22 protein-coding genes are annotated in these 26,387 nt (G+C 27.8%); 18 read left to right on the forward strand and 4 right to left on the reverse strand.

All coding sequences use genetic code 11. From position 1 onward, the window contains the following. Window positions 1–101: 101 nt before the first annotated feature. The 3 genes from DIC82_08605 (at window position 102) to DIC82_08615 (ending at window position 3,355) form a co-directional block, all read left to right on the forward strand. Entirely contained in the window at window positions 102–632 is a 531-nt protein-coding gene (locus tag DIC82_08605) for an antirestriction protein ArdA (protein AWK51070.1), read from the forward strand. Between the two features lie 48 nt (window positions 633–680). Further along, window positions 681–890, forward strand: coding sequence for a hypothetical protein (locus tag DIC82_08610; GenBank protein AWK51071.1), 210 nt, complete (start codon window positions 681–683; stop codon window positions 888–890). A gap of 2,138 nt (window positions 891–3,028) precedes the next feature. Beyond that, window positions 3,029–3,355 (forward strand): MazG-like protein, encoded by a 327-nt coding sequence (locus tag DIC82_08615; GenBank protein AWK51072.1) that lies wholly within the window; start codon window positions 3,029–3,031, stop codon window positions 3,353–3,355. 86 nt (window positions 3,356–3,441) lie between these two features. Here the strand turns inward: DIC82_08615 and DIC82_08620 are convergent, their stop codons facing one another. Both DIC82_08620 and DIC82_08625 read right to left on the reverse strand, forming a co-directional pair. Continuing rightward, the gene (locus tag DIC82_08620; GenBank protein AWK51073.1) at window positions 3,442–3,639 is read right to left on the reverse strand and encodes a hypothetical protein; all 198 of its coding nucleotides are present in this window, start codon (window positions 3,637–3,639) and stop codon (window positions 3,442–3,444) included. A gap of 99 nt (window positions 3,640–3,738) precedes the next feature. After that, window positions 3,739–4,269: a hypothetical protein gene (locus tag DIC82_08625; protein ID AWK51074.1), complete on the reverse strand. Its 531-nt coding sequence runs from the start codon at window positions 4,267–4,269 to the stop codon at window positions 3,739–3,741. 398 nt (window positions 4,270–4,667) lie between these two features. Between DIC82_08625 and DIC82_08630 the strand changes: the two genes are divergently transcribed. The 4 genes from DIC82_08630 (at window position 4,668) to DIC82_08645 (ending at window position 8,869) form a co-directional block, all read left to right on the forward strand. Beyond that, window positions 4,668–4,910 (forward strand): hypothetical protein, encoded by a 243-nt coding sequence (locus DIC82_08630; GenBank protein ID AWK51075.1) that lies wholly within the window; start codon window positions 4,668–4,670, stop codon window positions 4,908–4,910. A gap of 418 nt (window positions 4,911–5,328) precedes the next feature. Continuing rightward, window positions 5,329–6,366 carry an AAA family ATPase gene (locus tag DIC82_08635; GenBank protein AWK51076.1) on the forward strand — a complete coding sequence of 346 codons (1,038 nt, stop codon included), beginning with the start codon at window positions 5,329–5,331 and terminating at the stop codon, window positions 6,364–6,366. Window positions 6,367–6,370: 4 nt separating this feature from the next. Continuing rightward, on the forward strand, window positions 6,371–8,593 hold the full coding sequence (locus DIC82_08640) for a serine protease (protein ID AWK51077.1): 2,223 nt from the start codon (window positions 6,371–6,373) through the stop codon (window positions 8,591–8,593). 93 nt (window positions 8,594–8,686) lie between these two features. Then, window positions 8,687–8,869 (forward strand): hypothetical protein, encoded by a 183-nt coding sequence (locus DIC82_08645; GenBank protein AWK51078.1) that lies wholly within the window; start codon window positions 8,687–8,689, stop codon window positions 8,867–8,869. 150 nt (window positions 8,870–9,019) lie between these two features. Here DIC82_08645 and DIC82_08650 read toward each other — a convergent pair whose 3' ends face one another. Further along, a complete protein-coding gene (locus tag DIC82_08650; protein ID AWK51079.1) occupies window positions 9,020–9,622 on the reverse strand; it encodes a sigma-70 family RNA polymerase sigma factor in 603 nt (200 codons plus the stop codon). A 261-nt stretch (window positions 9,623–9,883) separates the two neighbouring features. Between DIC82_08650 and DIC82_08655 the strand changes: the two genes are divergently transcribed. The 8 genes from DIC82_08655 (at window position 9,884) to DIC82_08690 (ending at window position 21,906) form a co-directional block, all read left to right on the forward strand. Further along, window positions 9,884–10,783, forward strand: a complete 900-nt coding sequence (locus tag DIC82_08655; protein AWK51080.1) for an N-acetylmuramoyl-L-alanine amidase — start codon at window positions 9,884–9,886, stop codon at window positions 10,781–10,783. 83 nt (window positions 10,784–10,866) lie between these two features. Further along, window positions 10,867–12,480 carry a hypothetical protein gene (locus DIC82_08660; GenBank protein AWK51081.1) on the forward strand — a complete coding sequence of 538 codons (1,614 nt, stop codon included), beginning with the start codon at window positions 10,867–10,869 and terminating at the stop codon, window positions 12,478–12,480. Further along, window positions 12,449–13,483, forward strand: a complete 1,035-nt coding sequence (locus tag DIC82_08665) for a hypothetical protein (protein ID AWK51082.1) — start codon at window positions 12,449–12,451, stop codon at window positions 13,481–13,483. Before DIC82_08660 ends, DIC82_08665 begins: the two co-directional genes overlap by 32 nt. Before the next feature lie 295 nt (window positions 13,484–13,778). Continuing rightward, the gene (locus tag DIC82_08670; protein ID AWK51083.1) at window positions 13,779–15,347 is read left to right on the forward strand and encodes a hypothetical protein; all 1,569 of its coding nucleotides are present in this window, start codon (window positions 13,779–13,781) and stop codon (window positions 15,345–15,347) included. Window positions 15,348–15,568: 221 nt separating this feature from the next. Next, a complete protein-coding gene (locus DIC82_08675; GenBank protein AWK51084.1) occupies window positions 15,569–16,288 on the forward strand; it encodes a hypothetical protein in 720 nt (239 codons plus the stop codon). Window positions 16,289–16,412: 124 nt separating this feature from the next. After that, window positions 16,413–17,327, forward strand: a complete 915-nt coding sequence (locus tag DIC82_08680) for a hypothetical protein (protein AWK51085.1) — start codon at window positions 16,413–16,415, stop codon at window positions 17,325–17,327. Window positions 17,328–18,336: 1,009 nt separating this feature from the next. Beyond that, window positions 18,337–20,172: a peptidase S8 and S53 subtilisin kexin sedolisin gene (locus DIC82_08685; GenBank protein AWK51086.1), complete on the forward strand. Its 1,836-nt coding sequence runs from the start codon at window positions 18,337–18,339 to the stop codon at window positions 20,170–20,172. 12 nt (window positions 20,173–20,184) lie between these two features. Next, entirely contained in the window at window positions 20,185–21,906 is a 1,722-nt protein-coding gene (locus tag DIC82_08690) for a peptidase S8 (GenBank protein ID AWK51087.1), read from the forward strand. Between the two features lie 55 nt (window positions 21,907–21,961). On the opposite strand, the gene DIC82_08695 is transcribed toward DIC82_08690, so the two are convergent. After that, window positions 21,962–22,717 carry a gamma-glutamyl-gamma-aminobutyrate hydrolase gene (locus tag DIC82_08695; protein AWK51088.1) on the reverse strand — a complete coding sequence of 252 codons (756 nt, stop codon included), beginning with the start codon at window positions 22,715–22,717 and terminating at the stop codon, window positions 21,962–21,964. Between the two features lie 207 nt (window positions 22,718–22,924). Here DIC82_08695 and DIC82_08700 point away from each other — a divergent pair, with 207 nt between their 5' ends. From DIC82_08700 to DIC82_08710, 3 genes are all read left to right on the forward strand, one after another. Next, window positions 22,925–23,689: a transglutaminase gene (locus DIC82_08700; protein AWK51089.1), complete on the forward strand. Its 765-nt coding sequence runs from the start codon at window positions 22,925–22,927 to the stop codon at window positions 23,687–23,689. Window positions 23,690–23,991: 302 nt separating this feature from the next. Continuing rightward, window positions 23,992–25,101 carry a sugar ABC transporter ATP-binding protein gene (locus tag DIC82_08705; protein AWK51090.1) on the forward strand — a complete coding sequence of 370 codons (1,110 nt, stop codon included), beginning with the start codon at window positions 23,992–23,994 and terminating at the stop codon, window positions 25,099–25,101. A 257-nt stretch (window positions 25,102–25,358) separates the two neighbouring features. Further along, window positions 25,359–26,309: a PucR family transcriptional regulator gene (locus DIC82_08710; protein AWK51091.1), complete on the forward strand. Its 951-nt coding sequence runs from the start codon at window positions 25,359–25,361 to the stop codon at window positions 26,307–26,309. Window positions 26,310–26,387 lie beyond the last annotated feature (78 nt).

Raw genomic sequence — 26,387 nt, forward strand, 5'->3', positions numbered from 1 at the left:
AAGAATAACAATTGAAATCGAAGATAGTTTGCCTAAAAGAATTCATAGGTATGGAAACTATTTTGTTATAAATAATAACCCATTTTAGAGAGGATAAAAACATGATTAATGTATACATAACTAACTTAGGAAAATATAACGAAGGGGATTTAATAGGGAAATGGCTTGAATTACCCGCTACTGATGAAGAGATTGAAAATGTACTTAAAGAAATTGGTATTGATGGAGTATTGTATGAAGAATATTTTTTTACAGATTGGGAGGTCATAGATGGAATTGAAATTAAGGAATATTCATCATTAAAAGAACTTAATGAAATTGCTGGAACTTTAGAAAATTTAAACGAAGTTGATTTGGAAATATGTCAATGTTTAATGAAAAATGAAAATTGCACACTAGATGAAGCAATGGAGAAAAAAGATAATAGAATTATAATCAATTTAGAAAAAAATACAATGATTGATGAATGCAGTAATTTAGCATATTCATATATTAATGAAATTTATGGAGATGTAAGTGATTTAAGTAGAGAAACTTTAGAAAGATATTTTGATTTTAAGAGTTTTGGAAGAGATTTAAGTTATGATTATTTTATTGATTATAACTTAAATATTGCAATAAGTAACAATTAAATAAAATGGGGGGAAACCAAAAAAGTAAAGGAGCATGGAGCAAACACAATGATTAAATGTTACAAGGAAAATTCTAATACCTGGACTGTCTGGAATACATCAAACAATAAAACTGCTGATATTGTAAAGATTGATGAGCATAATGCAATTATAAAAATAAAGCAAAAATATAGAGTTGATGTAAAAGGTAATACTTATAGGTCATTAATTCATAATTTCAATACAGCAAAAGGGATAGCCTATAGCCAAGTCAAATAACAATGGGAAGAGATTCCCTTGGAATTAAAAGTGGACAAGCCATAATCATAGCGTAGCCAAGCCCACCCACTACCAAATGAAAAACGGTACAAGCTTTAAGGAAAGAGCCTGTCCCACCAAGCACCATACTACCACATAGATTTTTTCATATTGACCAGACATATTTATTTAGATTTATAGTCAAGACCAAAAGAGTAGCGTGTCTTTACTATAAATTTAAATAAATATACCATAAAGTATGAAAAAACCAATGTTAAAAGATTTTCTCAAGTTTCTGTATGAACATGAAAAAACCTTAATTAATAAAGAAAATTATGTTAAACAGAGTTTCCAGAGTTCCTGTAGGGGGGCGTTCTTGTACTTGATTTTCTGCCTGTCCTTTTTTGTAATGAGTGGCATTGGAGCGAAAAAAACCGAATGACTAAAAATAATTTCCCTGTAATATAAATTTTGATTATTTTTAGTTATTGGATTTTTTGCAGCGGAAAGGACACCATTACAAAAAAGGACTTAGCAGGTAAGCCAGTACAAGATGGACCTGCCAGCACTCTTCCAACTATATTTATTTATATACTAGTGGTGGCGTGTCCAAGCCCCCCCAACCCTTGCCAGTTTACTGGCCTACTCTCTAAAGTTTCAGCATCTCAATAAACCATAAATTCAATATGCAACCTTAATATAAACATTGTGTTTCAAGATATTATTGTTTCTGTACAAGAGCCATATACTAAAATATTGATAGTTCCATAAAATAAAGCATACACTTACGTTACAGACAGAGGGGTGGACTAATTTGAATGTACTATTGGTAAAGGACACACTATAAATTATCATTTTATTAATGGATTCGCAAATATCTCCACACCGACGCGCCCCACCGGGTACCCAAACAATGGACTAGTCTAATGCGTACAGATTCTTATCTCATAAAAGGCTTCGAGTGTGGAGGAGACTTTTATGAGGTTAGAATTCTGTAGCTAATGACCTGTCCATTTTTGGGTGGTGGATAAGGCGCCCAAATAATTATTTAGAAATAGAACTTGTCCTTTAGAAAATGCGTATATAGGAATAGACAGAGTAACTATATATTATCTCATATCCCAATATAGTTATTTACCTATATTGATATCTAGTTTAAATACTATATGTAGTGATATACCAAAAACTAATGGAGTGGCGCAGCCACGAGGAGCACGTAGTGTTCCTTATATATTTATTCATTGCTGCCGCAGGCTACAATAATAAGTGAGAAGTGGAAGCTATATATATTTTATTACTGTTTAGAATATACAATTATAACATTCATGTACTAAAAATATTGCAATCCATGAACTAGCTTCTACTTCTCTTCCTTAGGAGCGAAGCGACGTTATTGAATTACAAAAGATGGACAGAATAAAGCTATAGCTAAATTTTAAATTACATCATAACTGTAATAGCTTTATTCTGTCCATCTTAACTCCTTTGTTGAGAGAAACATTAACTATGGGATTTAAGGCGCAGCCTTTAATCCTGCCGCTACATTTAGAGCAATTGCAGAAGAAAGTGTCAATGTAATGCCAAGGAGCAGAGCGTATTGGTATTACGGATTGACTCTTTCTGGACTTAGAGTTTAGAAGTAATTTAAAGTAAGCAGGATGGATGAGGGAAACATTAACTTACGAGTGTAACGAGCATAATCAAAAGATATTAATTAGCTTAAGCTGAAAGGAATATAGGAGATATAGAAACTTTATTAAATGGAGTTCTTTAAAACGTAGATTTTCTTTTGCTTGAAGTATATTAATTTCTTCCTTTTAATGATATGAATGTATTAGATGATAACATTGATATAGGTATATAAGGAAACTTATAAATAAATACGATTATAATATAATATTTGTATGAAGATATACTCGATTCATTAGTTAGGTTTTCAGAAAGTAGTTAACTCTAATCGAATAATTCATCTCTATCTTAAAAGTTGAAGATAAATTAATAGTAAAATTTTTTTATAAATATGACATATAGTTGTCAGGTTAAACAAAATATAATGATAATGTATTTTAAAATTACTAGGAAGAACCTTGCGAGAACGCATGCTCTAATAATTTTGAAAACAAATGAACTATAAATTTTTATGAAAGAAGAGGAAGAAAATGAAAGATATAAACTTTAGTGAAGCGGTTGAGCGTTCAGTTCAAATAAGAAAACTTTATCATCAGTTGGAATGGCAGTATCATGAAAAAGAGTGGACAGTAGAAGAGGATGCGTTAGCTTTTCTGACAGATGCTGGCTTGGTAGGCCGTCTGACAATGTCTCAGCAGGGACGGTGGCCAGCCGGAGGGAAAACTGCATCGGAATTAGAACATAAGCTTGGTGAATGTATATGGTGGCTGATTATTTTAGCTGAACGCATGAATATTGATATCAGTGAAGCTGTGGAAAAATTCTTATCCAAAACTGAAAAACATTTAGGAGATTAGTATAAACAATTAGATTTAAAATAAACTAAAATGCAAATTGACTTAAAGGCGATAAACATTTAAAACAAAACGTTTATCGCCTTTATTCAAGCTACTTTATGAGAATCATCACTAGAATCCACATCTAGAGCCACTCCAAGCTTTGCTGATATTATGGTATTTAATTTATTAATTGAAGATGATAGACTACTAATTTGTTTTTCTAAGCGGATTAGCAAATACGCTGCTACAACAACAGGAAAACCGTTATTAACTATCAAGTTCATTAATTCATTCACTTCCATAAATTCATCACCTCCCATAAGGGATATATGAGAAAAAGCATATTATTTTATAAACCAATTAAAATATTATTAATATTATTATAAACATTAAAAAATCATTTATTGTTGGCTACCACCATTAATTATATGTTCATAGTAATGAGCAATAGCTAAATCTACTATGGTACTAACATAAGCATTCAATTCAGGATGAATGCTTTTAAGTTCATTAATTTTTCTAACTGTAGAGGCTCTAAGCATATAGGTTCTTTTTATATCCAAGTACTCTCCATTAATAGGTGGAGCCATACCATTTACTATAGGAGCTTTTCTATTATCATTTAAGAGATTATTTTTGTTAGATTTAGATTTATTATTTGAAGGGGTAGATGATATACTTTGTTCATTGGTATATGAAATATTAAAGTCTACAGTTTCATTGACTATATTAGAAGTAGTATCAACATTGCTTTTATTTTCAATATTAGTTGTAACATCAGGTTTAGTTTCATTTATAGAATCATCATCAAACGAAAATGACGAAATACATTCTCCAGTCACAATTGGTTCAGAGGTAAAGCTGCAAACGTCAAGATCCTCTTCAGCTGCAAAATCATTTTTAGGTATTTCATTTTGTTTTCTTCTTGCCATAAGTATTCTCCTTTATTAATATTTATTGGAAACTCGACTCATATTCATTCGCTGAGTAAGTTCGAGGAACCAAATATAAAATGCCCACAGGGAAAGTTCATGTTTCCAAATATAAAATTTGGACATTCACTTTTGGACTATCACTTAGGATATATGACTAAATGGAGCATATTCTAATATTGCAAAGAATATATATGGTTTACAATAAATATGGTAATATTCTTCACCATATTACCATAAATATTCTTCAGAATATGCGCCAAAAATGCAGGCTGAGAGGGTATTGCTATAAAAATATTACTTAATTTAATGTTATGTTACACTACAAAACATATATCCATAATAGCAGCTGTTTAATTTTTAGATCTGCAAATAGATTATTGGAGTGTGTTGTAAAAATGATTAGAAATGAAATTAAAATTAATTTAGAAGAAGGAGAAGTATTTGATAAAAAGCAAATAGCCCTAGCAATTAGAAATTCTACTTTCAATGATGAGCTTAGATGTTCTTTACTTGATGATGGGATACTTAATAAATGTGAAGGGTGTAGCCTTAGATATATTTGTGATGGAATTGATCAAGTTGTTGATAGTTATGTGGACAAAACTACTGAGGTTGTGAATAATTTTAATTTTGAATAAGTGAATAAAATATTGATATTGCTATTATAAAAATAACAGCTCCAAGGATAAATTTGGAGCTGTTAAGTTTTATAATTTTAGGTAGAAAAAGTACGAATCAATATTTCTTATAAACCTAGAGTTCGTGGATTTGAATTTTAGTGTGTTTTATAGCCTCTTTGAAGGCTTTATTTTATGGGGTTTTAAGATTTGTTGATTTTATTTTATCATGTAATATCATAAAAAATAACTGTGCTGTGTTATTAAAAGTATAACTTATTTAATTGATTAGATAATAAGTTAAAAATTAGTAAGTGATTAAACATTTAGAGATTTGTACATATTATATATAGATTAAAATTTTAATATACAAATTTGTGTCCCAAATATTGATTTAGTGTCCCGAAGCGTGATATAATAAATTAGGAGGTGACTGATTATGAAGAAAAAAAACATACTAAATTTAATAAAATATTATGCTGAAAAAAACGATGCTGGATTTAGAGATGAAGCATATGAAATAGCAAGATATTTTGATGGGATTGGAAATTATCAGTTAGCTGAATATATAATGGCATTAATGTCGAATACTAATACTTTCGTTCCTCAAATAAATGATAATGATTCTAGTTTTTTTAGGAGAGTAGAGTATGGTAGTGATTCGTTACCATTACCAGAAGCTATTAAAGATGATGTTGTTGGGATAGTAAATGCAATTGGACATAATGCTGGTATTAATAAATTTTTGTTTGAAGGTGCACCAGGTACCGGAAAAACTGAAACTGCAAAGCAGATTGCACGAATATTAGAAAGAGATTTATTTATGGTGGATTTTGATTCTATCGTGGATAGTAAACTTGGTCAGACATCTAAAAATATTGCCTCTCTTTTTGAAGAGATTCGTAATTTTTCACATCCTGAAAAAGTAATTATTTTATTCGATGAAATCGATGCAATAGCTATTGATAGAATTAATTCAAATGATTTGCGTGAAATGGGTAGAGCTACATCATCAGTATTAAAAGGAATGGATAGCTTAAATGAAAATATAGTTTTAATTGCAACAACAAATTTATTTGATGCATTTGACAAAGCTTTGACTAGAAGATTTGATTCGATTATTAACTTTAATAGGTATAAGAGAGAAGATCTGATTGAAATTGGAGAATCAATATTGAATGAATTATTAGTTAAGTTTAAATTTGCTGGAAGAAATATGAGGTTGTTTAAAAAAATAATTAGTCTTATGGACACAATACCTTACCCTGGAGAACTTAAAAATCTTTTAAAGACAGCTATTGCTTTTAGTAATCCGAGTAATGAATATGATTATTTAAAAAGATTATATAATAGTGCTAATAAAAATAATTTAGAAATGAATTTAAAAGAACTTCAAACTGAAGGGTTTACCACTAGAGAAATAGAGATATTGACGGGAGTTTCTAAAAGTCAAGTTTCTAGAGAATTAAAGGAGTGATTAGATGAATGAACTTTTACAATTAAAGGGGACATTTGAACAAAAATCAAGTAATTCAAGGCCAGGCGCACCTGAATTGCCATCCCAAACAACAGTAAAAGTTGAACAATTGGAAAAGCTTAAGAATGATTTAGAGACTTTAAAAGAATTTTGGAGTAAAGATAAAATCCTCAATGGAGCGCTCGTAAGTGTTTTTTATATAGACGTTATTGCTAAAAGTAGAAGAATATCAGGAACATTAACAAAGAGTTCTATCACTGCAAATAGTTCTATAGTTGGAGCTAAGTTTTCTAAATCAGATAAAATAAAGCACATAATTACTCACTATGTGAGTTTGGAAATGTTAAATGAGTCTATAGAAAGATACAAAAAGAGTATAACTGTTTTGAAAAAACAATTTAATGGTGTTATTACTAGCGAGGATGTTAAGAAATTAAATCAGAAAAAGATATTGTATGACAATAGTTTAATAGCAAAGACAAATTTTTTAAAAATAATTGTTGATGCTCATTATGTTGAAAAATTTTCTATTGTTATGCAAGAAGAGGAATTGAAAGAAAACTCAATTATTACAATTTATAAGACTAATACAGATACAATTGAGCTTATGGACAAAATAGGAATTAATCTTCTCTCTGCAAGATTGATTGATGATACTACAATGTTATTAACACCAGACCAATTAGCAATTTTAAAGCAAAAAGCACCATATTTGATATCTATGGCTATAAGTGATATTTCAAAATTAACAAAAACAGATTTTGAAAATATTAATAGAGAAACTATTAATATTCCAAGTCCTAAAAATGAACCAACTATCGGGGTTATAGATACAATGTTTGATGAAAATGTATATTTTTCTGAATGGGTTAATTTTAAAAATATGGTTAGCAGTGATATAGAATTATCACAAGATGATTATTTTCATGGAACTGCTGTTTCATCAATTATTGTAGATGGGGCATCAATTAATCCTGATTTAGATGATGGTTGTGGAAGATTTAAAGTTAGACATTTTGGTGTAGCATCTGGAAAAAATTTCAGTTCATTTTCTATTCTACGATCTATTAAGGAAATTATTACTTCTAATAAAGATATAAAAGTATGGAATTTATCATTAGGTTCACCTATAGAAGTTAATCCTAATTTTATATCACCAGAAGCAGCTATTTTAGATAAAATCCAATATGAAAATGATGTTATTTTTATCATTGCAGGAACAAATAAAAATTCAATGAATAAAACAGTAAAAGCTATAGGGGCACCAGCTGATTCTATAAATTCACTAGTCATTAATTCTGTAGATTTTGAAAATAAACCTGCCACATATTCAAGAGAAGGTCCAGTGTTATCTTTTTTTACTAAGCCAGATGTTAGTTATTATGGAGGAGATGGCAAGAAAAAAATAAGAGTATGTACATCTATGGGAGAGGTATTTGTAGCAGGAACTTCATTTGCAGCGCCATGGATTTCAAGAAAAATGTCTTATTTAATTGATGTTTTAGGATTAAGTAGAGAGGTAGCAAAGGCATTAATAATAAATTCAGCTACTGGATGGCATCCTCAAACAATATCTCCTTCAGTAATTGGACATGGTGTTATTCCTAAAAAAATTGATGACATATTAAAATCACCTAATGATGAAATTCGTTTTATATTGTCTGGAGTATCAGAAAAGTATGATACATATAATTATAATTTGCCTGTTCCAATTGATAAAGAGAAACACCCTTTTATTGCGAAAGCAACTATGTGTTATTTCCCTTATTGTTCAAGGAGTCAAGGAGTAGATTATACTAATACAGAACTTGATATGTATTTTGGGCGAATTAATGGAAATGAAATAAAATCTATAAATAATAATCAACAATGTACAGATGGTAATCATTATTTATATGAAGGAAATGCACGGAAATTTTATAGAAAATGGGATAATGTGAAACACATTATAGAATTTGCTAAAAATAATAAACCTAAAAAGGTCTATGATAAAGGTATCTGGGGAATTAGTATAAAAACAAAAGAACGTCTTGAAGAAAAATTTGGAGATGGAATTAAGTTTGGCATTGTTGTTACGTTGAAAGAAATAAATGGTGTTAATAGAATAGAAGACTTTATTAGAAATTGTTCATTGAGAGGATGGTTAATAAATAAAATAGATATTGATAATAGAATTGATATTTATAACATAGCTGAAGAAAATATTGATTTTGATGATGTGTTTTAATTAATATTTTGATTTAATAGACAGTGAGGTATTTGAAGAAAATTGAAATCTTATGAAGAAGAAAAACAGGAATATATCTAGAATGGAATAGATGTGACCAAGCCAATTAGTATGGTTAATGTAGATAAAAACATCTTAGAAGAAGTAACATCTAAAGCGTGTGATAAAGAATATTTAATAGCTAGATATTTAAGGTTACCATATGATGAGTTGCCAGAAGAATTGTGGGAAAATGTGAAAGGAAAAAATGATAAATATTTAAGCAAAAGTATATAATATAAGCTTGATTAAAGTATAAAAATAATTTATTAAAAGTACATTTTAGAAGGTAATGTAAATAAATATTAATAGTATTTATTTATAATTGATTTTAAAATTCCTAAATAATTGTTTACAATACACTAGACTAAAAAAATCCAAGGCATATTAGCCTTGGATTTTTTGAGCATTAGAATTTTGATAATATAGAGAAATATTATTGAATATCTTTTTTAAAATAGTTTTCTTTTTTACAATAGCAGTAGAGTAACACATATTTTTAAGATAAGCATAGTCTTTAACTGTATTACTTTTAAAGAATACAAAATTTATAAAATCCATTTCCTCTTCATTTAAATTCTTAAGAGCCAGCCTTAAATCTTGGAAGTCACACATTTCACATAATGAAATTTCAGTGGAGATTTCATCTGAAGGAAATTCTTTTTCAACATCATCATGTAGGCTTAATGCATCACTACCTTCTGTAGATCTTCTGGTTTTAATTCTTTTGATTAAATCTCCTATATTATTTTTAATAGCATTAGTAGCATAGGCAACGAATCTATGCTTTTCTAAATTGTACATGGAAACACATTTGAAAAGGGATTTATAACATTCATTCTGTATATCTTGTATGTCATAACTATCAATAAAGGTTCGTTTAGAAATATTGTAGATTAAAGGTCTAAATTCTGTAGCGAGTTTTTCTTTTGCTGCTTCATCATTATTTTTACATTTGGTAACTAAAGCTTCAATATAATCAAAATCCATATAAACCTCCTTTTTAAGTAAGAGTTATGAATAGAACTAATTAATTTACATATATTGTGTTTGTTGTTAAATTTACCTCTACATATAGTATATATGGCTAAACGACATATAACTTATATAGAAATAGAAAATTAATTAAGTTTATGTTGTTTTAGAGTATTTGTTTAAAGTTCTTAATTGCAGCATAGCTGCATTTTTTAAAGGTGTATAACTTAGGTGTAAATGCAAAAAAATTAAAGATTATAAAGGAGATGCGTAAAAATGAGTAATTATATAATAGCTGTAGGTCATACTGCTAGTGGAAATGTTGGATGTGGGGTTATTGATAGGCTTAATGAGAGCAATTGCAATCGTCAAATTGGAGCTTTGGTTACAGAGTATTTGCAAGAGAAAGGGCATGGAGTCAATTTACTTAGAGTGGATGAAAGTAATAGTTATAATTGTGAGGATTGTTTTGAAAGAGCCAATAAAGCAAATGCTACAGCTGAAACTACAGATGTGGAATTGTATATTGAAATTCATATTAATGCAGGGGGAGGAACAGGGCCAGAAATATGTGTTGCTGGAAAGTCAGAGGTAGCTAATCAGTATGCTGTGAAAATAAGTAATGCTTTAGCAAGTTCTTTAAACTTACCTAATAGGGGGGTAAAGGCAAGAAGTCTTATTGTACTAAATAGAACTGTTATGCCTGCAATTTTAGTTGAATGTTTGTTTGCTGATAGTGATGATGCAGATGTTTATGATGCTGAAGTTATTGCTAGGGCTATTGTTAGTGGATTAGTCAGAGCTGGTGTTTCTAGTGATGGGGAATGGAAACGAGGTTGGAATAGTAACGAAGTTGGATGGTGGTATACTATAGATATTATAAATAAGTATTATTACACATCAAAAAATGGATGGAAGGAAATTGATGGGGAATGGTATATATTTGATAGTAGGGGGTATGCGCTACAAGATGCCTGGTATTATGATGAAAGTGATAAGGCTTGGTATTACCTAGATTCTGATTGTAAGATGATTAGAGGAAGTAGTGGGAAGCATTTGTGGGTTTTGGTGGATAGTGGTTGGTACTGTTTTGATGAAAGAGGGAGAATGTATTGTGATTGTATCACTCCTGATGGCTTTAGAGTTGACGAAAGTGGAAGTTGGATAAAAGTTTAGGCGACATTGCTACAATATTGTTAGAATAAAGGTGTACAAGCTATCATAAGTTATAACAAATACTTTTTAAAAGGTGATAGTAATTGAGTCTTCCATTGATTATTCATAAAGATGGAACTATATATTTTTACAAGAAATTTTCAGCTAGTAATGAGATTGAGATTAGTAATTATTTAAAGAAAACAACTGTACAAGTCCAATATACAGATAAAATTGAGGTATATAAAATTGAAAATCATTCTATTGCATCTCTTTTATTGATGGGTGGTGAATCTAAAAATGAATTTATTAGATTTCTAAATAGATATAGCTACAATGAAATACCAGATGTTTTAATGGAGCATTTAAAAGAAATAGAAGAAAATATGAAAGTGGTAAGTTTAACTTTAAGTAAAGCGGAAATTATTATTAGGATAATGAAAGGGGATCCTTCATTCTTAGAAAAAGATAAAAAGATAAATGATAAACTTAAGTCAGATAGTGAGAAAAAGTTATACACTTATCCTAGAAAAGGTAATTTGAAGTTGATAGAACGCTTGGCCGAAAAAGATGTAAATATAACATTTCCTACTATTGATACAGATGGAACTGTAGATTTTAATTTTAAAGAAGATATAATTCCAAGATACTATCAAACACAAGCTTTTGATGCTCTGGTCCATAGGAAAAGAGGACTTACAGTAATGCCAGTAGGTTCTGGAAAGACATATGTAGCTATGAATCTAATTCAATACTTTAAAAAAGTCACTCTAATATTGTGTGAAAACAAAGATAATTGTTTAAGATGGAAGGAGATGCTTCTCAAATATTTAGATATTTCTAATAAGGATATTTCAGTATGTATTAACGATTCTAACATAAATAAAATAAGTAAAATCAACATTTACACTTACGATATTATAAGAACTACAACAGATGATTCAATATTTGAGAGGCTGTTTGAAAATAATTGGGGATTAGTAATATACGATGATGCTCATAAGGTAGTTACTGAGAAAGCAGTAGATTTGTTATATTTAAAGTCAACATATAAATTTGCGCTGGATTCTACGTTAAGTAGGACTGATGGTATGGAACGTAGCCTTCTTAATCTATTTGGAGGAATAACCTATAATATATCTTCTGACGAGTTAGTTAATAATTTATATCAAAAGAGGCTGGAATGTTATGAGGTTGATTTAAGAAATTCAGATTTATCAAAATTTCAGTTTATAAATTATGTGTTAAAAAGTATTGAGGAAAGAAGTGTACTCGTAGTTGCTTATGAAATAAAGGATATGGACAAAATTCGTGCAGTTTCAGGAATTAGAGTCATAAATCAAAATACTTGTGATACTGAAAGGATACATTGGGTTGATGAATTTAACAATGGCAGATTGAAAAGATTGTGTATAGGGAAATTAATTGAGAATTATCCAATTACAAATGTAGATGTTATGATTGCGGCAGGTTATCGAGGAAGAACTGAAATTGAAGATAGTTTTAGAATAGGAACTTTAGTTAGTACACCTTATAGATTGAATAAAATAACAAAAAGTTTGATGTTTTATTTAATAAATTCTGATTCTGATGAGGAAAAAGTGAAAAGTAAAGAACAATATATTTACAAATGGAAAGTTTCTTTGAAAAAGTTAGATGCAAACAAGTTGTTGGGAGATGACAATTTTGAGTTTGAGAGAGAGTTTGGAAATTTATAATACCACAAATAGGGAAGATTGTGAACTATTAGACTTAATATATAAAAAAGTATCCCATAATTATACAGTAAGTAATATTAACCCTTTTAAAATAGATAAAATCTTAGAAGCTTTTAATAATTTTGATCATATTCTTATGTATTTTGAATATGAGAATGAAGCTATTTTACAAGATGTTAAATTGTATATTATGAGGTGCAAACTCGATTTAGCACGGACTAAGGAAGTAGAGAATAGACTAATGGAATGGGGAATATTTTTTAATGGTGTAGGTATTGAACCAACATTCTCGGAACGACTTAGTTCTAGGTATAGAAAAGAGTTTATTGTTCAATTTTCAAACGAACAGAAGAAGTCATTAGAATTTTTGATTTACCTCGAATATTTGTTTTTTGTTAGGAATTTAAGTTGTGCATCTCAAGCTGAACAAATAAAAATATTAGAGAAGCTTAAAGTTGATAATAAGAATATATGTAATATTTTCATTGAATATATAATTGCTCCTCAAAATGGAAATGTATTTACTAATGGTTTTATCAATATAAGTGAGAACTATATAAAAAAATTAATGGACGAAAAGTTTTTGCTAAAAACTATTAAACAACTTTATCTTATATTTATTGGACATAGCTATAATAAATATGTACAGGATTTAGAAAGGATTTATTATGTTCAAAATGAGTTTGAAAATTGGGTAGATGTAAATAAACTGAAAAACTTTATTTCACAAGAGAAAATAGTTTTACTTAAAGAGGCATGTCTAATAGAAGAAATATTTGAAAAATACAATCATCTTATCAAACTGACTAAAATAGGCATTTCGTTGGCAGCAAATAAATTACTAGAAATATGGGATAGTGATATCTATTTTTATGAAACAGAAAACGAAGTTTTTATCCCATTTAACTCCAATCCACTATTACTAAGTAAGTATATTTTTAATAGGAATTTTGTATTAGAGAAAAGTGACTTCCTAATTACTTTTAAGAGAAAGAACACTTAGTATAAGAGATAATAATTATTAAGAAAGAAAAATTTTAAATGGTAAAAATTATTGGCAAAATATAGGTAAAATAATAAAATATTGTAGTATAATTAAGAATAGATTATTTATGAATAAAGAAATAATTTATTCTTAATTTATTTTAGATGAAATTAGAGGAATAATATTAAAAGTGTTTATTATGTCTATAATGTGAAGTGATTTACATTTAAATAGATAAATTATTTGATAATTATAAAATTGCTAATATCAAAGATCAATATTACTAAAATTTGAATTTGTGGGTGAGTGGGAAATGGGAGAACTTAATAACGTATATAATTTTAAAAATCCAGTTAAAAACTTTTTGAACACAGATAACATTAAATTGCCAAATAACGTATCTTCGTTCAATATTGAAAATTTATGTTGGGTTGAACCTTTTAATTTTAGAGTAAAAAAACAAGATGATAAGTATCGTACACTTAAGATACCTAATATCTTAAATTTTGCATGTGCATATGAACAGTTTAAAGACATGGACAATTTTGGCAGTATTAAAAGTATGGATCCAGTCCATAAACGTTTATCAGCAAATATCGAAACCGGAGATTTTGTATCAGGAGAATATGATAGTCAATTAGATGAGGACTTTGAAAAATTATGTGTTTATGACAACTTAATTAAGATGGATATAAAAGAGTATTATGGAAGAGTATATACGCATAGAATTGATTTTAAAGGTAAAGAGCGATTTTTATCTAATATGAATTTAGGAGCTACCAATGGTTTAATAATGGGCAATTATTTATCATTATATTTTGCAGAATTAAATTTAACAAACATTAGTAATGATATCGAGAAGGAAATTGGAGGTTTAGATTGCGAGTTTTCCTATTTTTCTGATGATTTTTATTTCTTTTGTAATAAGAATGATAATGAAAAAATAATTCAGATATTTGATAAAGTACTAGAAAGATATAATCTCGAAAGAAATGAGAATAAAAGAGAAATATGGACTTATGAAACCTTTAATAATTATAACTTAGTAGAAAGATATTGGAAAAAATTAATTGCTTACTGTAATATAAGATTTAAAGAAAAAAGAAATGATAATAAGTTATATTTCATTAATCAAATAGTTTATAGATTATCAAAATTAAATGATGATAAATTAAAGAAAATATTTATTAACAATTTTTTTAAAACGAAATATTTTAGAGAATTAAATTTTAGCAAATATCAAGTTAAAAATTATGATTATCACCAATTATGCTTTATATTGAAATTTTCGCCTGAATCTATGCTATATGCAGTTGATAAGTTTAATGGAATGGATAATTTTGATAATAGAAAATTATATAAGTTTTTTAAAATAAGATATAAAGAATCACTTCAAGAATCGTTTAATGAGGAGCAGTTATATTTTTATTATGCAATAAAAATACTAGGTTTTACAGACATATTAATAGAAGAAAAAGATACTGTGCTTAGATCAAATAATCAAATATTAATTTCATATTATTTGAAGGATAGTATATTTAAAAGTGAAGATATTGAAATACTTAAACAAAATGATACTGAGGAGTTCTGGTTTCAAAATTATCATTTGATTTTATGTACACCTGATTTATTAGGTAATATAGAAAATAGTATTTATAGATATTTGATGCCTATAAACGCTAAAGAGAAAGCAGAGGATTCAAATGATAAAAAGAAGAAGAAAGGATTTCAAAGAGAATCTTATATGAATTTTTATAAAGAAAATTTGGAATTAAATATTTCTTTTATTAAAGACATATCAAATGTTCATACTGAAATTAAAAATTATTTGAACCTAAAAATTGAAGAGAGCGAAGTTGCCTTTGAGTCACAAGAGACATAGTTGAATTTTTAAATTTTAATGATGGATATATTTTTTTATATATCGATTATTATTAATAAAACTTATATTATCGTAACTTACTCATTGGGTCAATAATTAGAAGAAGAGAGTGTTATAAAAATTGTATATGTTGTGTGTCTTTGATGGGTAAAAATCATAGTAAAATAGTATTGCATATAAAAATAGCTCTATAAATAAAAAGTATAAAGGGGGATATTACAATGATGGATACTACATTTATAAATTACGCAGCTAATACTTTGGGTGAAACTAAAGAAGGACTATCTGGCTCGGAGATTGCTAAATTTTGTGCTGCATATTCTATTGAATTTGATGTTTCTATACCTTATGGAAAATCACCATTTCCTAAAACCGTTCCTAATAAGCGTACAGCATTGTACGAAAATTTACTTTGCTTTAGTGATGAACAGAAATTACAAATTATGAATGAATTATGTGTTTTGCCTAAATTGTGTAAAGTGAATGAAGTGAAAAAATTAAAAGAAAAGTTACTTAGTAGATATGGACATCTTGCAAAAGATAAAATATCTCAAACAGAGTTAGTTGTTAAGACGCAACACTGGCTTGAGGATTATGTAAATGCATTAAAGGAATATAACTCAGCATTAGAAAAGTTTGAAAAAGGCATTTATCAGAGAAATATATTAGATGATGTTAGATTGTCTTTTGAACTATTGGTTAAATCACTTTTAAACAATGAAAAAAGCTTAGAAAATCAAGTGGCGGATTTAGGAGGAAAGCTTAAGGACACAAGGGTTTCTAATGAATTGAGAAATATGGTAATTCAAATAATTAATTATTATACAAAATACCAAAATAATTATGTTAAGCATAATGATAAAGTGAATGAAAATGAAATTGAGTATGTTATTGAACAGACAAGTATTATAATGAAATTTCTGATAAAAATGTTAGGATGATTTTGAAGAATAGTTGTTTGTAATCCTTGAAATAGACTAGCTTGTTTATGTTGGTAAATATAGAAGGCTAGGTTAACATTATTTATTGAAAATGAAAAATTATATATTAATTGTGGGGGATATAATGAAAATTATAAAAGTTATTCATGGTGAAACAGATAATCAATTGGCTTCTGAGAAAGATGAATTTTTATTGAATAAGTATGATGCTAATGAATTTTATATTAAATATGGAAGTAAGATTACGAAAGAAGCTTTAGAAGAACTTTATATTGAAAGGCTTCAAAACATGATTCCTCTTAATCCTATTCCTAATATTTTAAAAAATGGAGCAAAGTTAGTTTTTTCTGAGTTTATAAAAGATGACTTGAAAATTGAATTGCAAAATATAGTTAAAGAAACATCAAAATTGTTAATTGATGATATGAAAAATAGAAGTGAAAATTTAGAAATAATTTCTTTGGAAGATGCTAGAAAAAAGTATTCTAATACTAATAAGTTATCTATAGGTACATATACTTTACATCCATATAATAGTAGTAGACTTGCAAGTTTAGAATATTACCATGAAAAACTTGCATTAGAAAAGGATGATGAATTAATTATTCTCCTAGGAAAAATGGGAGCTAAAAAGGTTAGAATAATAGAAAGTATTTCTGACAAAAAAGCAGCCAATTGTGGTGTGGGAGCTAAGGTATCAAATGTTGATGGAAAGGTAAATGCATCAACAAGTGAAAATGAAAGCAGTGGAAAAGAATTAGTTGTTACATTCCAAGGGAATGCTGTAGATATTGATGAAAATTTACTAAAGAACTCAATATGGTTTTCAAATGATAGCAATTTAATTTCAATATTTGAAAGTAGACGTTTTAACCCAAATAAAATTGAAAAATATACGTTAAAAAGTACATATACTGAAACATTTGATTTTAACTTTGAATTGGCAACAAAATATTTGGTGACAAAAATTGATTTGAATGCAAGTTACAGCTCAATTAGTCAGAAAGAACGCTATTTTGAAGTTGAATTTGGTAAATAAATAGCTTGCGTGGATTTATGATTAGAAAGAAAATACAAAATCTACTTTCTGAATGTGCAATAAACAAATTATATTAAAATAATGCAAACTATAAATAAAGATATAGTTTTAAATAAAATGTAACTTCTCATTATTCATATATTAAGAAGTTGATATAGAGAGTAAAGTTATAGAGGAATGAAATCAAAAGAATTAGCTTTAAATTATTGATATTACTTAACTTAGAGAATGGTCGGAAGAATGAAAAATTCCACCCTTCTTCCGACCATCAACAAGATATGTTATATTATTTTAAATTACAATATGTAAAGATATGATATTTTTAATCTAAGGTTTAATTTATTTCCAATGATAAATAGATACAGTAAAATGCACTAAGTTATAATTTAATATAACTATTCAACACACACCTCACGTTGAAACTACCATCCAACATGAGGAGAGTTTTGTAATACATGGAACTATATATTTTAATGATAAAAGTGTAACCTTCCACTAAACTTCCACTGTACGTGAAAATATAATAAAATATAAATAGATATAGAAAAATATGTAATTAGGTTTAAAGCCAGTTGTATCAATACTTTCAGAATACAATAGAGTATGATTTGATACAATAAAATATAGTCTCAAGCGAATACAGAACTCGGCTTATGGCTTATCTCGCATATTTAAAATGAACAGTTTAGAGAATTTAGGAATAACTTTCCGACATTCTTCCAACTGTTATTTTTTTATGACAAATTAATAGATTTTACATTAATTATGCAAAAGGGACTGTGCTTAATGAATTTTTATTCATTGTGCAACAGTCCCTTTGTTTTATAAAATATAAATCAGTAAAATTATACATATTTGATTTAGTATTTTAAATTTAAGTATTAAATAAATAATATAAAAATATACATAGTAGTAAATAAAAGGCACATCAAAAAATAACAGGTCAGTATAATAGTATATTTTGGCTTATTTTTTAGTTAAAGTGCCTAAATAATATTAGGAGTTAAATATGTCTAATTCACGTGACTGTAATTTATATTATAATCCCAATACATTAAATTATTTAATTGAATATAAAGGAAATTTTAAAGAGAAAATAGATAAATTATCTTATGCATGTGGGGATATAATTACAGACACTATCGGAGTTATATCAGTGCTGGCTAAAGATTTTGATAGACTTTTAATTGATGTCCCAGAAATAAGTTTTTATTCTAGTAGAAAGATATATGTATTACAAGATATTTCGCCATCTTCTGTAGATAATATAAACAATATCAAAATAAATCCATACTTGAACTTAAATGGGAAAGGTGTATTAATAGGTATTGTAGATACTGGTATAGATTATCTAAATAACGAATTTATTAGAGAGGATGATACATCAAGAATAATTAATATATGGGATCAAACAATAGAAAATAATACTGATGACTCTGTATATATTGGTCAGGTGTATTCAAATGAACAAATAAATAATGCAATTAATACTTATAAAAATAACGGAGATCCATATGAAATAGTACCTTCAAAAGATGAAATTGGTCATGGAACTAAAGTTGCTGGAATTATAGGGGCAAGAGGATATAATAATGAATTTCAAGGAATTGCATCAGATAGTAATTTTGTAATTGTTAAACTTTTAGAATCTTTTGAGTTTAAAAATCAATTAATAGAAAATAATGTTAAATACACTCCGGTATATAATGGTTCTGAAATTGTAGCAGGACTAGAGTATTTAAGAAAAGTGTCTATGAGACTTAAGCAACCTATGGTTATTTATATGGGCCTTGGAAGTAGTGAAGGAAGTCATGATGGTACAAATCTGATTTCTAGATATGTAACATCCCTTGGAAGTAATGTAGGATTATGTTTTGTAGCAGGAGTCGGAAATGAAGGCGATTCACAAGGACATGCATCTGGTTATATTAAAAATGTAGGAGATGTAAAAGTAGTGGATTTAAAAATACCAAGGGAATTAAAATATTTTCACTTTGACATATGGGTACGAAGACCTAATGTTGCTTCTGTAAATGTAATTTCGCCTACAGGAGAAGCATCAGGAATTATTGAAGCTAAAATAGATAAATTTCAACCAAACAAATTTGTTTTTTTAAATACTACAATGACAGTTAGATATTACAATCCTGAACATTTTACTGGACATGAAGTTATAAGTATTGTATTCAATAATATAAAACCTGGAATATGGAGTTTTAATTTAATAGGGGAGTATATAATTGATGGGAGATATGATATATGGCTTCAAGCTAAAAGTACTTTGCCAGAAAATACAATATTTCTAGAATCAGATCCTTTTAATACAATAACAAATCCATCTGAGGCTGTTAACGTAGTTACAGTTGCTTATTACGGAAATAATAATGCTTTAATTGCATCTTCTGGTAAGGGATTCAATACTAATAACATAATTAATCCTGATATTTCAACTTTAGGAATAGATATTTTAACAACAAAAGTTTCAGGAGGAATTACAACATTTTCTGGTAGCTCTGCGGCTACTGCAATAGTGGCTGGAGCTTGTGCTCTTTTATTGCAGTGGGGAATTGTTGATGGGAATGATCCAACTATGTATACAAAAAAGATTAGAAGTTATTTAATGTATGGAGCAAATAGAAATCAAATTTATAAATATCCAAGTAGAGAATTTGGTTATGGGGACTTTGATTTATTAGGGACTTTTAATATTATCAGTGGAACATATAGAAGGAAAAATCAAATAGCTAATACAGATAATTCTAATGTGAGAAATATTAAAGAAAATTATGAATACATTGAATATTATATTAATAAATTATTTGTAAGAATTCCTAAGGGGATATGAGGAGTAATATATATGGAAGAAAATTTTAAGGCTTCAGGAAATATTTTTTCTGATCCCAATTATTATCATTATATTGTTCAATATCAAGGAGATATTAATGAAGAGGTCTCAAGACAACCAGGATATTATGTAACTATAATCAATAATAAATATGCAATAATATCTGCAAATAGAGAACTTGAATTAAATTTGGAAGAACCAATGTTTTCATCTATAGTATATGCGGCCACACCAGATATATTTACACTTGAACAAATTTCACCGATTGAAGCTTCAAAAGCTAATTTTTTACAATTAGATTTGCCTTTGAAATTAACGGGAAATGGTGTTGATGTTGCAATTATAGATACAGGAATAGATTATCTAAATCCAGAATTCATGAAAGAAAATGGAGAAACAAGAATAGAATATATTTGGGACCAAACAATAAATCCCATTGAAAAAGATACAAACAATTTTGCGGTTCCATTCGGAACAGTTTATACTAAAGATAATATACAAGAAGCTATAGATGCCTCAAAAACAGGGAAGTCACCTTATGAAATAGTGCAAACTAAAGATGAGATTGGACATGGAACTAACATGGCTGGAATTATTGGGGCGAGTGGAAAAAATCCTGATTTAAAAGGAGTAGTTCCAGAATGTAATTTTGTAGTTGTAAAATTAATGGAAGACATTGTATATAAAAAGCATTTTAATATACAAATTCCTATATTTGATATAGTTTTTATTTTTACAGCTTTAGAGTTTTTATATAGATATTCATTGAGTAGCAATAAGCCAATGATTATATATTTTCCACTTGGAAGTAATTTTGGTAGTCATAAAGGCAATGGTATTTTAGAACTATATATGGAATCCATATCTAGAAATAGTGGTATAGCTATAGTTACTGGAACAGGTAATCAAGGAGCAAGTGGAACTCATACTTCGGGCATAATATCAACAGTTAATGAATCGAGATCAATACAGCTATATGTATCTCCAGAACAAATATTTATTGTGACTTACATTTGGATTGACTCACCAAACATAATGTCTTTAAATATAGTATCACCTTCAGGAGAAAATACTGGTGCAATAAATGCTGAAATTAATACTTTGGAAACTTACTCATTTTTATTTGAAAACACAACAATAAGAATTAATAATTATCTACCAGAAGCCAATACAGGAGATCAATTAATACGTATTAGATTTACAGGTCTAAAAGAAGGAATATGGAATCTTATATTAACAGGAGAGTCCATTTTAGATGGAAAATTTAATGCTTGGATACCTCAAGAAGGATTGAGTATTGGTGGGACTAGGTTTATTTCTTCAGATCCATATGGAACAATTACGAATCCAGCTACTTCAGAGTATGTAATAACTGCAGCAGGATATAACCAAAATAATAATAGTATTTTAAGCTATTCTGGAATGGCATTTTTGGATGATTATATCAGTAGAATAGATGTTGCCGCAGGAAGCGTAAATGCATTAACTGTAGCGCCTAATAATACAACAGCTATTGTTAACGGAACAAGTGTGTCATCAGCAATACTTGCTGGAGCTTGTGCTATGTTATTTGAGTGGGGAATAATCGATGGAAATGATGCTAATATGTATTCTCAAACTATAAAAGCATATATTGCAAAGGGAGCGGTTCAAAGAAGTGGTGATGTATATCCAAATCCACAGTGGGGATATGGAATATTGAATATATTTAAGATGTTTCAGAATATGACATAGTTAACAAATAATAAAATAATAAAGTGTGGTGAGATAATTATCTAACTACCATAATTTATTTTTTATGGTAGTTAGATGATATGTTGTTTAATGAAGCAGTTATAAATGTTTCAAAAAGTTTAAGCATATTTTTGTCATTATAAGTAGTCATAATTTCAGGATGGAATTGTACACCAACAACAAAGTTTTTATCACATTTTTCGATAGCTTCAATTACATTATCTTTAGAATAAGCAGTAACTTTAAAACCAGGAGCTAAAGTTTTTATTGCTTGATGATGAAAAGTATTAGTAACAATAGAATCTCCTAAAATACTATGTAAAATTGAATTCGGAGTAATATCTATGGTGTGAGTTGCTGCACCATCTTTTGTTTGTTGTTGGTGCTTGATATAACAGCCTTCCATATCTGATAAATCTTGATATAAGGTACCTCCAAAGGCAATATTTAAAATTTGATGTCCTCTACATATAGCTAAGATAGGTTTATTAAGTTCACAAGCAATTTTGACGATTAAGAGATCAAAGGTATCTTTGTCCGGAAATATATAACCTAATTTAGGTGAAGGCTCTTCATTATATACTAAAGGATTTATGTCTACACCGCCAGATAGAATAACACCATCAAGAAGTTCAACTTGTCTTCTAATAGATTCTTCATCATATAGAATAGGAAGTATAACAGGGACTCCACCTGCCTTAATTACTGATTCCACATAATCATTACTCAGTGATTCTATAACAGAATGAGAATAAGAAGTTTCGTGCTTAATAACTCTACTTGAATTTATACCAATAACAGGTTTTTTCATATCAACATTACCTCCATTAAGAATGTTTATAAATTATACTATATAAGGACAAATAAATATTGTCAATTGTAGTTTGTTGGTATAAATATAAATAAAATATAAATTAATATTTACAAAATAAATAAACCAAGTAAAATAGAAATGAAGATAAATGATTTTTTTTTAAACAGAAGATAAAATGAATAGTTTTAGGAGGATATATATTAAATGAAAAGATTTTTCAAAACTATCATAATGGTAGGTATAATAATACAAATTATGACGTTGACAGCATTTGCATATGAAAAAGTTCAGAACCTAGAAGATATGGAAGGTAGTATTTATAGGCATTTTAAAAATAGAGATGCAAATTTTACTTTTTTATATACAGGAACAAGAAAAGAATTTGAGGATAATATACGTAAATGTATTAAGGATGCATATTCTAAAGATGATTATTTAGAAAGATCATGGTTAGAAATAAAACCTAAAGCAAATGTTACAAAAGATGGTATAGAAACAACCATAGATACAACTTATTTAACTACAAGGAAACAAGAAGAATATGTAGAAACTGAATTGAGAAGTATTACTAAATCTTTGATTAATATAAAAATGTCTGATTTAGAAAAGGTAAGAGCTATAAATAATTATATAGTAAATAGATATGAATATGATTATACACTAAAATCAATAAGCGTTTATTCAGGGTTAACTACATCATTAGCTGTTTGTCAAGGATATTCAATGACTGCTTATAAAATGTTTAATTATGCAGGTATAGAAAATAGAATTGTTGTTGGAAGAATTAAAGATATTCCACATTCATGGAATAGTGTTAAGGTGCAAGGGAATTGGCGTCAATTAGATATTACAAATAATGATTCTATTGAAAAGGATAAATATTTCTTAGTAGGAGATGATGCTTTAATTGCTAATAATTATATTTGGGATAGAGAGAAGTATCCCAAAGCACTAAGCGAATATAACTAATAAAAACTAATATTGTTTTATTTATAATTTTTCACAATGAAAATTTTTAATATGATTAAGGAATATCATTGAAATATAACATACAATTGTATTTCAATGGTATGAGTGTTTATTGATAAAGTCCAAATTATACTTATAATCATAAGTTCATTGTTCCCTTTTATATTATTTCACAAAAAAGATAATATAGTTTTGTAATTTTTCAATATAGTATTTAAAGGGTTACATATAGTAAAATAAACCTATAACAAATAAAGAAATAATATTTTAAATTATATAAATGAAATAAGGGGGAAATAAATATGGCAGATTTGTCACTAAGAAATATTTATAAGATTTACGAAGGGAATGTAACAGCAGTTAAGGACTTTAATTTAGAAATTGCTGATAAAGAATTTATCGTTTTTGTTGGACCATCAGGTTGTGGTAAATCGACAACTTTAAGAATGATTGCAGGACTTGAAGAAATATCTAAGGGAGAATTATATATAGGTGGGAAATTAGTTAATGATGTGGAACCTAAGGAAAGAGATATTGCGATGGTATTCCAAAACTATGCATTATATCCACATATGACTGTCTATGATAATATGGCTTTTGCTTTAAAATTAAGAAAAGCACCTAAAGAAGAAATAGAAAAAAAAGTTAGAGATGCGGCAAAAAGATTAGATATTGAACATTTATTGGATAGAAAGCCAAAGGCTTTGTCAGGAGGTCAAAGGCAAAGAGTTGCTCTTGGAAGAGCAATTGTTAGAGAACCAAAGGTATTCTTAATGGACGAACCTTTATCAAATCTTGATGCAAAATTAAGAGTTCAAATGAGAACAGAAATATCAAAGCTTTATCAAAATTTAGAAACAACATTTATATATGTTACACATGACCAAGTTGAAGCATTAACAATGGGAACTAGAATTGTTGTAATGAAAGATGGAATAATTCAACAAGTTGATAGTCCACTTAATATTTATAATACACCAACTAATTTATTTGTTGCAGGATTTATTGGAAGTCCTCAAATGAATTTAGTAAATGGTACTGTTGTAGAAAAAGAAGGCAAGTTATATTGTAACTTTGAAGAAAACAGTATAGTATTTACTGACGATAAAGCAAAAGTATTGAAAGCTAATGGATATGTAGGCAAGGAAGTAGTATTTGGAATAAGACCAGAGCACTTAGATGACAATGAAGAACTTGTTTCAATGAATCCAGCTGCAACTCTTACTGGATATGTAGAAGTTGTTGAACGTATGGGAGCTGAAAGTTATATTTACTTCAAATCAGGAAATAATAATATGACCGCAAGAGTTGATGGAAGCACTAAATCTGAACCTAAGGATAAAATTAAACTATATGTAGAACATGAAAATATTCATGTATTTGATAAAGAAACAGAATTAAGAATATGTTAATATAATTGGAGCGTTAGAAATGCTAGATATCAGGTAAAGTGAATTTCAGGTGGAGTTTTATACTTCACCTGAATTTAGTTAATATTCTTTCTACAATGGATACCAAACATTAAGAGATACGATGATATCTACAAAAGGGCATACGTAAAGTTAGTGGATGCGCAGTCTAGGATAGCATAATTTGTAGTTGATATTTTCTAAAAAGATAATATCTAAGAATGGCTAGACATAATATAAGAAATAGCAGAGGTAAGAATATGAATGGATTAGTAAAATATCTAAAAGAAATATATGAAAATTGTGAAATACCTTTTGAATTTTATATGGATGACGAAATAATATTTAAAGCTAATCTTGATTCTCATAAAGGGAAATTATTGGAAGATATATTTTTAATTGGAACAAAACAAGTAAAAATAAAAATTGAAGAACAGTATAAAGATTCTATAAAAATATTAGAATTTTGTATTAAAGATAAATACAAAGACGATTATAATAGAAAAGAAAAAATTATTTCTCAATTATTGCAAAATTTAAGTATATCAAAAGAAAAAATAAAAGAAGCTTTGCCACAAATAAAAGAAGATACATTTTTAATTACTATAAGTTTAAAAGAAAAATTAATAGAAGCATTAGACGCTTTAAAAAACATTTATAATGATACTGATATTATAGTATTGAATCATGAAGATACTATAATTTTAATAGGAATATTTGAAGATATAAATGAACATGTATCAAGTATAAGTGAAACAATATATCTTTCTTTTTATGAAAAATGCTATATAAGTTATTGTCATATTCAAGACTATGAATTTTTAAATGAGTTATATAATAACAATGCATATAAGATTAATTTGGCAAAAAAATATAAACTGTCTACAATGATATTTGGACAACATAGTCTTTTATTTGAAAAGATTATGGATAATATAAAAGAAGAAACTAAGATAAAAATATTAGATGAGTTTAATGATAGTTTTTCTAAATTAGATGAAGATATGATGAAAACAATAGAAATTTTCTTTAAATTAGATTTAAACTTAAGTGAAGCATCAAAAGCGTTATATGTTCATAGAAATACTTTAATTTATAGATTGGACAAGATTCAGAAATATACAACTTATGATATTAGAAAATTTAATGATTCAGTATTATTTAAAATAGCATTCTTTCTTTGGAAACAAAAAATAGCGAATATAAAATAGACTAGTATAGTGACATTGGAATTTTCCATAGCAAAACAATATTAATGATAAATCAAGATTATTTTAAAGTTAGGAAAA

The organism is Clostridium beijerinckii, assembly GCA_003129525.1.
GTDB lineage: Bacteria > Bacillota > Clostridia > Clostridiales > Clostridiaceae > Clostridium > Clostridium beijerinckii_D.

Bases quoted from the DNA above. Each gene is read 5' to 3' on its own strand.
- DIC82_08640 (AWK51077.1), top strand. From the start codon at position 6,371: ATGAATGAACTTTTACAATTAAAGGGGACATTTGAACAAAAATCAAGT.
- DIC82_08655 (AWK51080.1), top strand. From the start codon at position 9,884: ATGAGTAATTATATAATAGCTGTAGGTCATACTGCTAGTGGAAATGTT.
- DIC82_08675 (AWK51084.1), top strand. From the start codon at position 15,569: ATGATGGATACTACATTTATAAATTACGCAGCTAATACTTTGGGTGAA.
- DIC82_08630 (AWK51075.1), top strand. From the start codon at position 4,668: ATGATTAGAAATGAAATTAAAATTAATTTAGAAGAAGGAGAAGTATTT.
- DIC82_08615 (AWK51072.1), top strand. From the start codon at position 3,029: ATGAAAGATATAAACTTTAGTGAAGCGGTTGAGCGTTCAGTTCAAATA.
- DIC82_08620 (AWK51073.1), bottom strand. From the start codon at position 3,639: ATGGAAGTGAATGAATTAATGAACTTGATAGTTAATAACGGTTTTCCT.
- DIC82_08695 (AWK51088.1), bottom strand. From the start codon at position 22,717: ATGAAAAAACCTGTTATTGGTATAAATTCAAGTAGAGTTATTAAGCAC.
- DIC82_08635 (AWK51076.1), top strand. From the start codon at position 5,329: ATGAAGAAAAAAAACATACTAAATTTAATAAAATATTATGCTGAAAAA.
- DIC82_08705 (AWK51090.1), top strand. From the start codon at position 23,992: ATGGCAGATTTGTCACTAAGAAATATTTATAAGATTTACGAAGGGAAT.
- DIC82_08690 (AWK51087.1), top strand. From the start codon at position 20,185: ATGGAAGAAAATTTTAAGGCTTCAGGAAATATTTTTTCTGATCCCAAT.
- DIC82_08605 (AWK51070.1), top strand. From the start codon at position 102: ATGATTAATGTATACATAACTAACTTAGGAAAATATAACGAAGGGGAT.
- DIC82_08700 (AWK51089.1), top strand. From the start codon at position 22,925: ATGAAAAGATTTTTCAAAACTATCATAATGGTAGGTATAATAATACAA.
- DIC82_08650 (AWK51079.1), bottom strand. From the start codon at position 9,622: ATGGATTTTGATTATATTGAAGCTTTAGTTACCAAATGTAAAAATAAT.
- DIC82_08710 (AWK51091.1), top strand. From the start codon at position 25,359: ATGAATGGATTAGTAAAATATCTAAAAGAAATATATGAAAATTGTGAA.
- DIC82_08610 (AWK51071.1), top strand. From the start codon at position 681: ATGATTAAATGTTACAAGGAAAATTCTAATACCTGGACTGTCTGGAAT.
- DIC82_08625 (AWK51074.1), bottom strand. From the start codon at position 4,269: ATGGCAAGAAGAAAACAAAATGAAATACCTAAAAATGATTTTGCAGCT.
- DIC82_08685 (AWK51086.1), top strand. From the start codon at position 18,337: ATGTCTAATTCACGTGACTGTAATTTATATTATAATCCCAATACATTA.
- DIC82_08680 (AWK51085.1), top strand. From the start codon at position 16,413: ATGAAAATTATAAAAGTTATTCATGGTGAAACAGATAATCAATTGGCT.
- DIC82_08670 (AWK51083.1), top strand. From the start codon at position 13,779: ATGGGAGAACTTAATAACGTATATAATTTTAAAAATCCAGTTAAAAAC.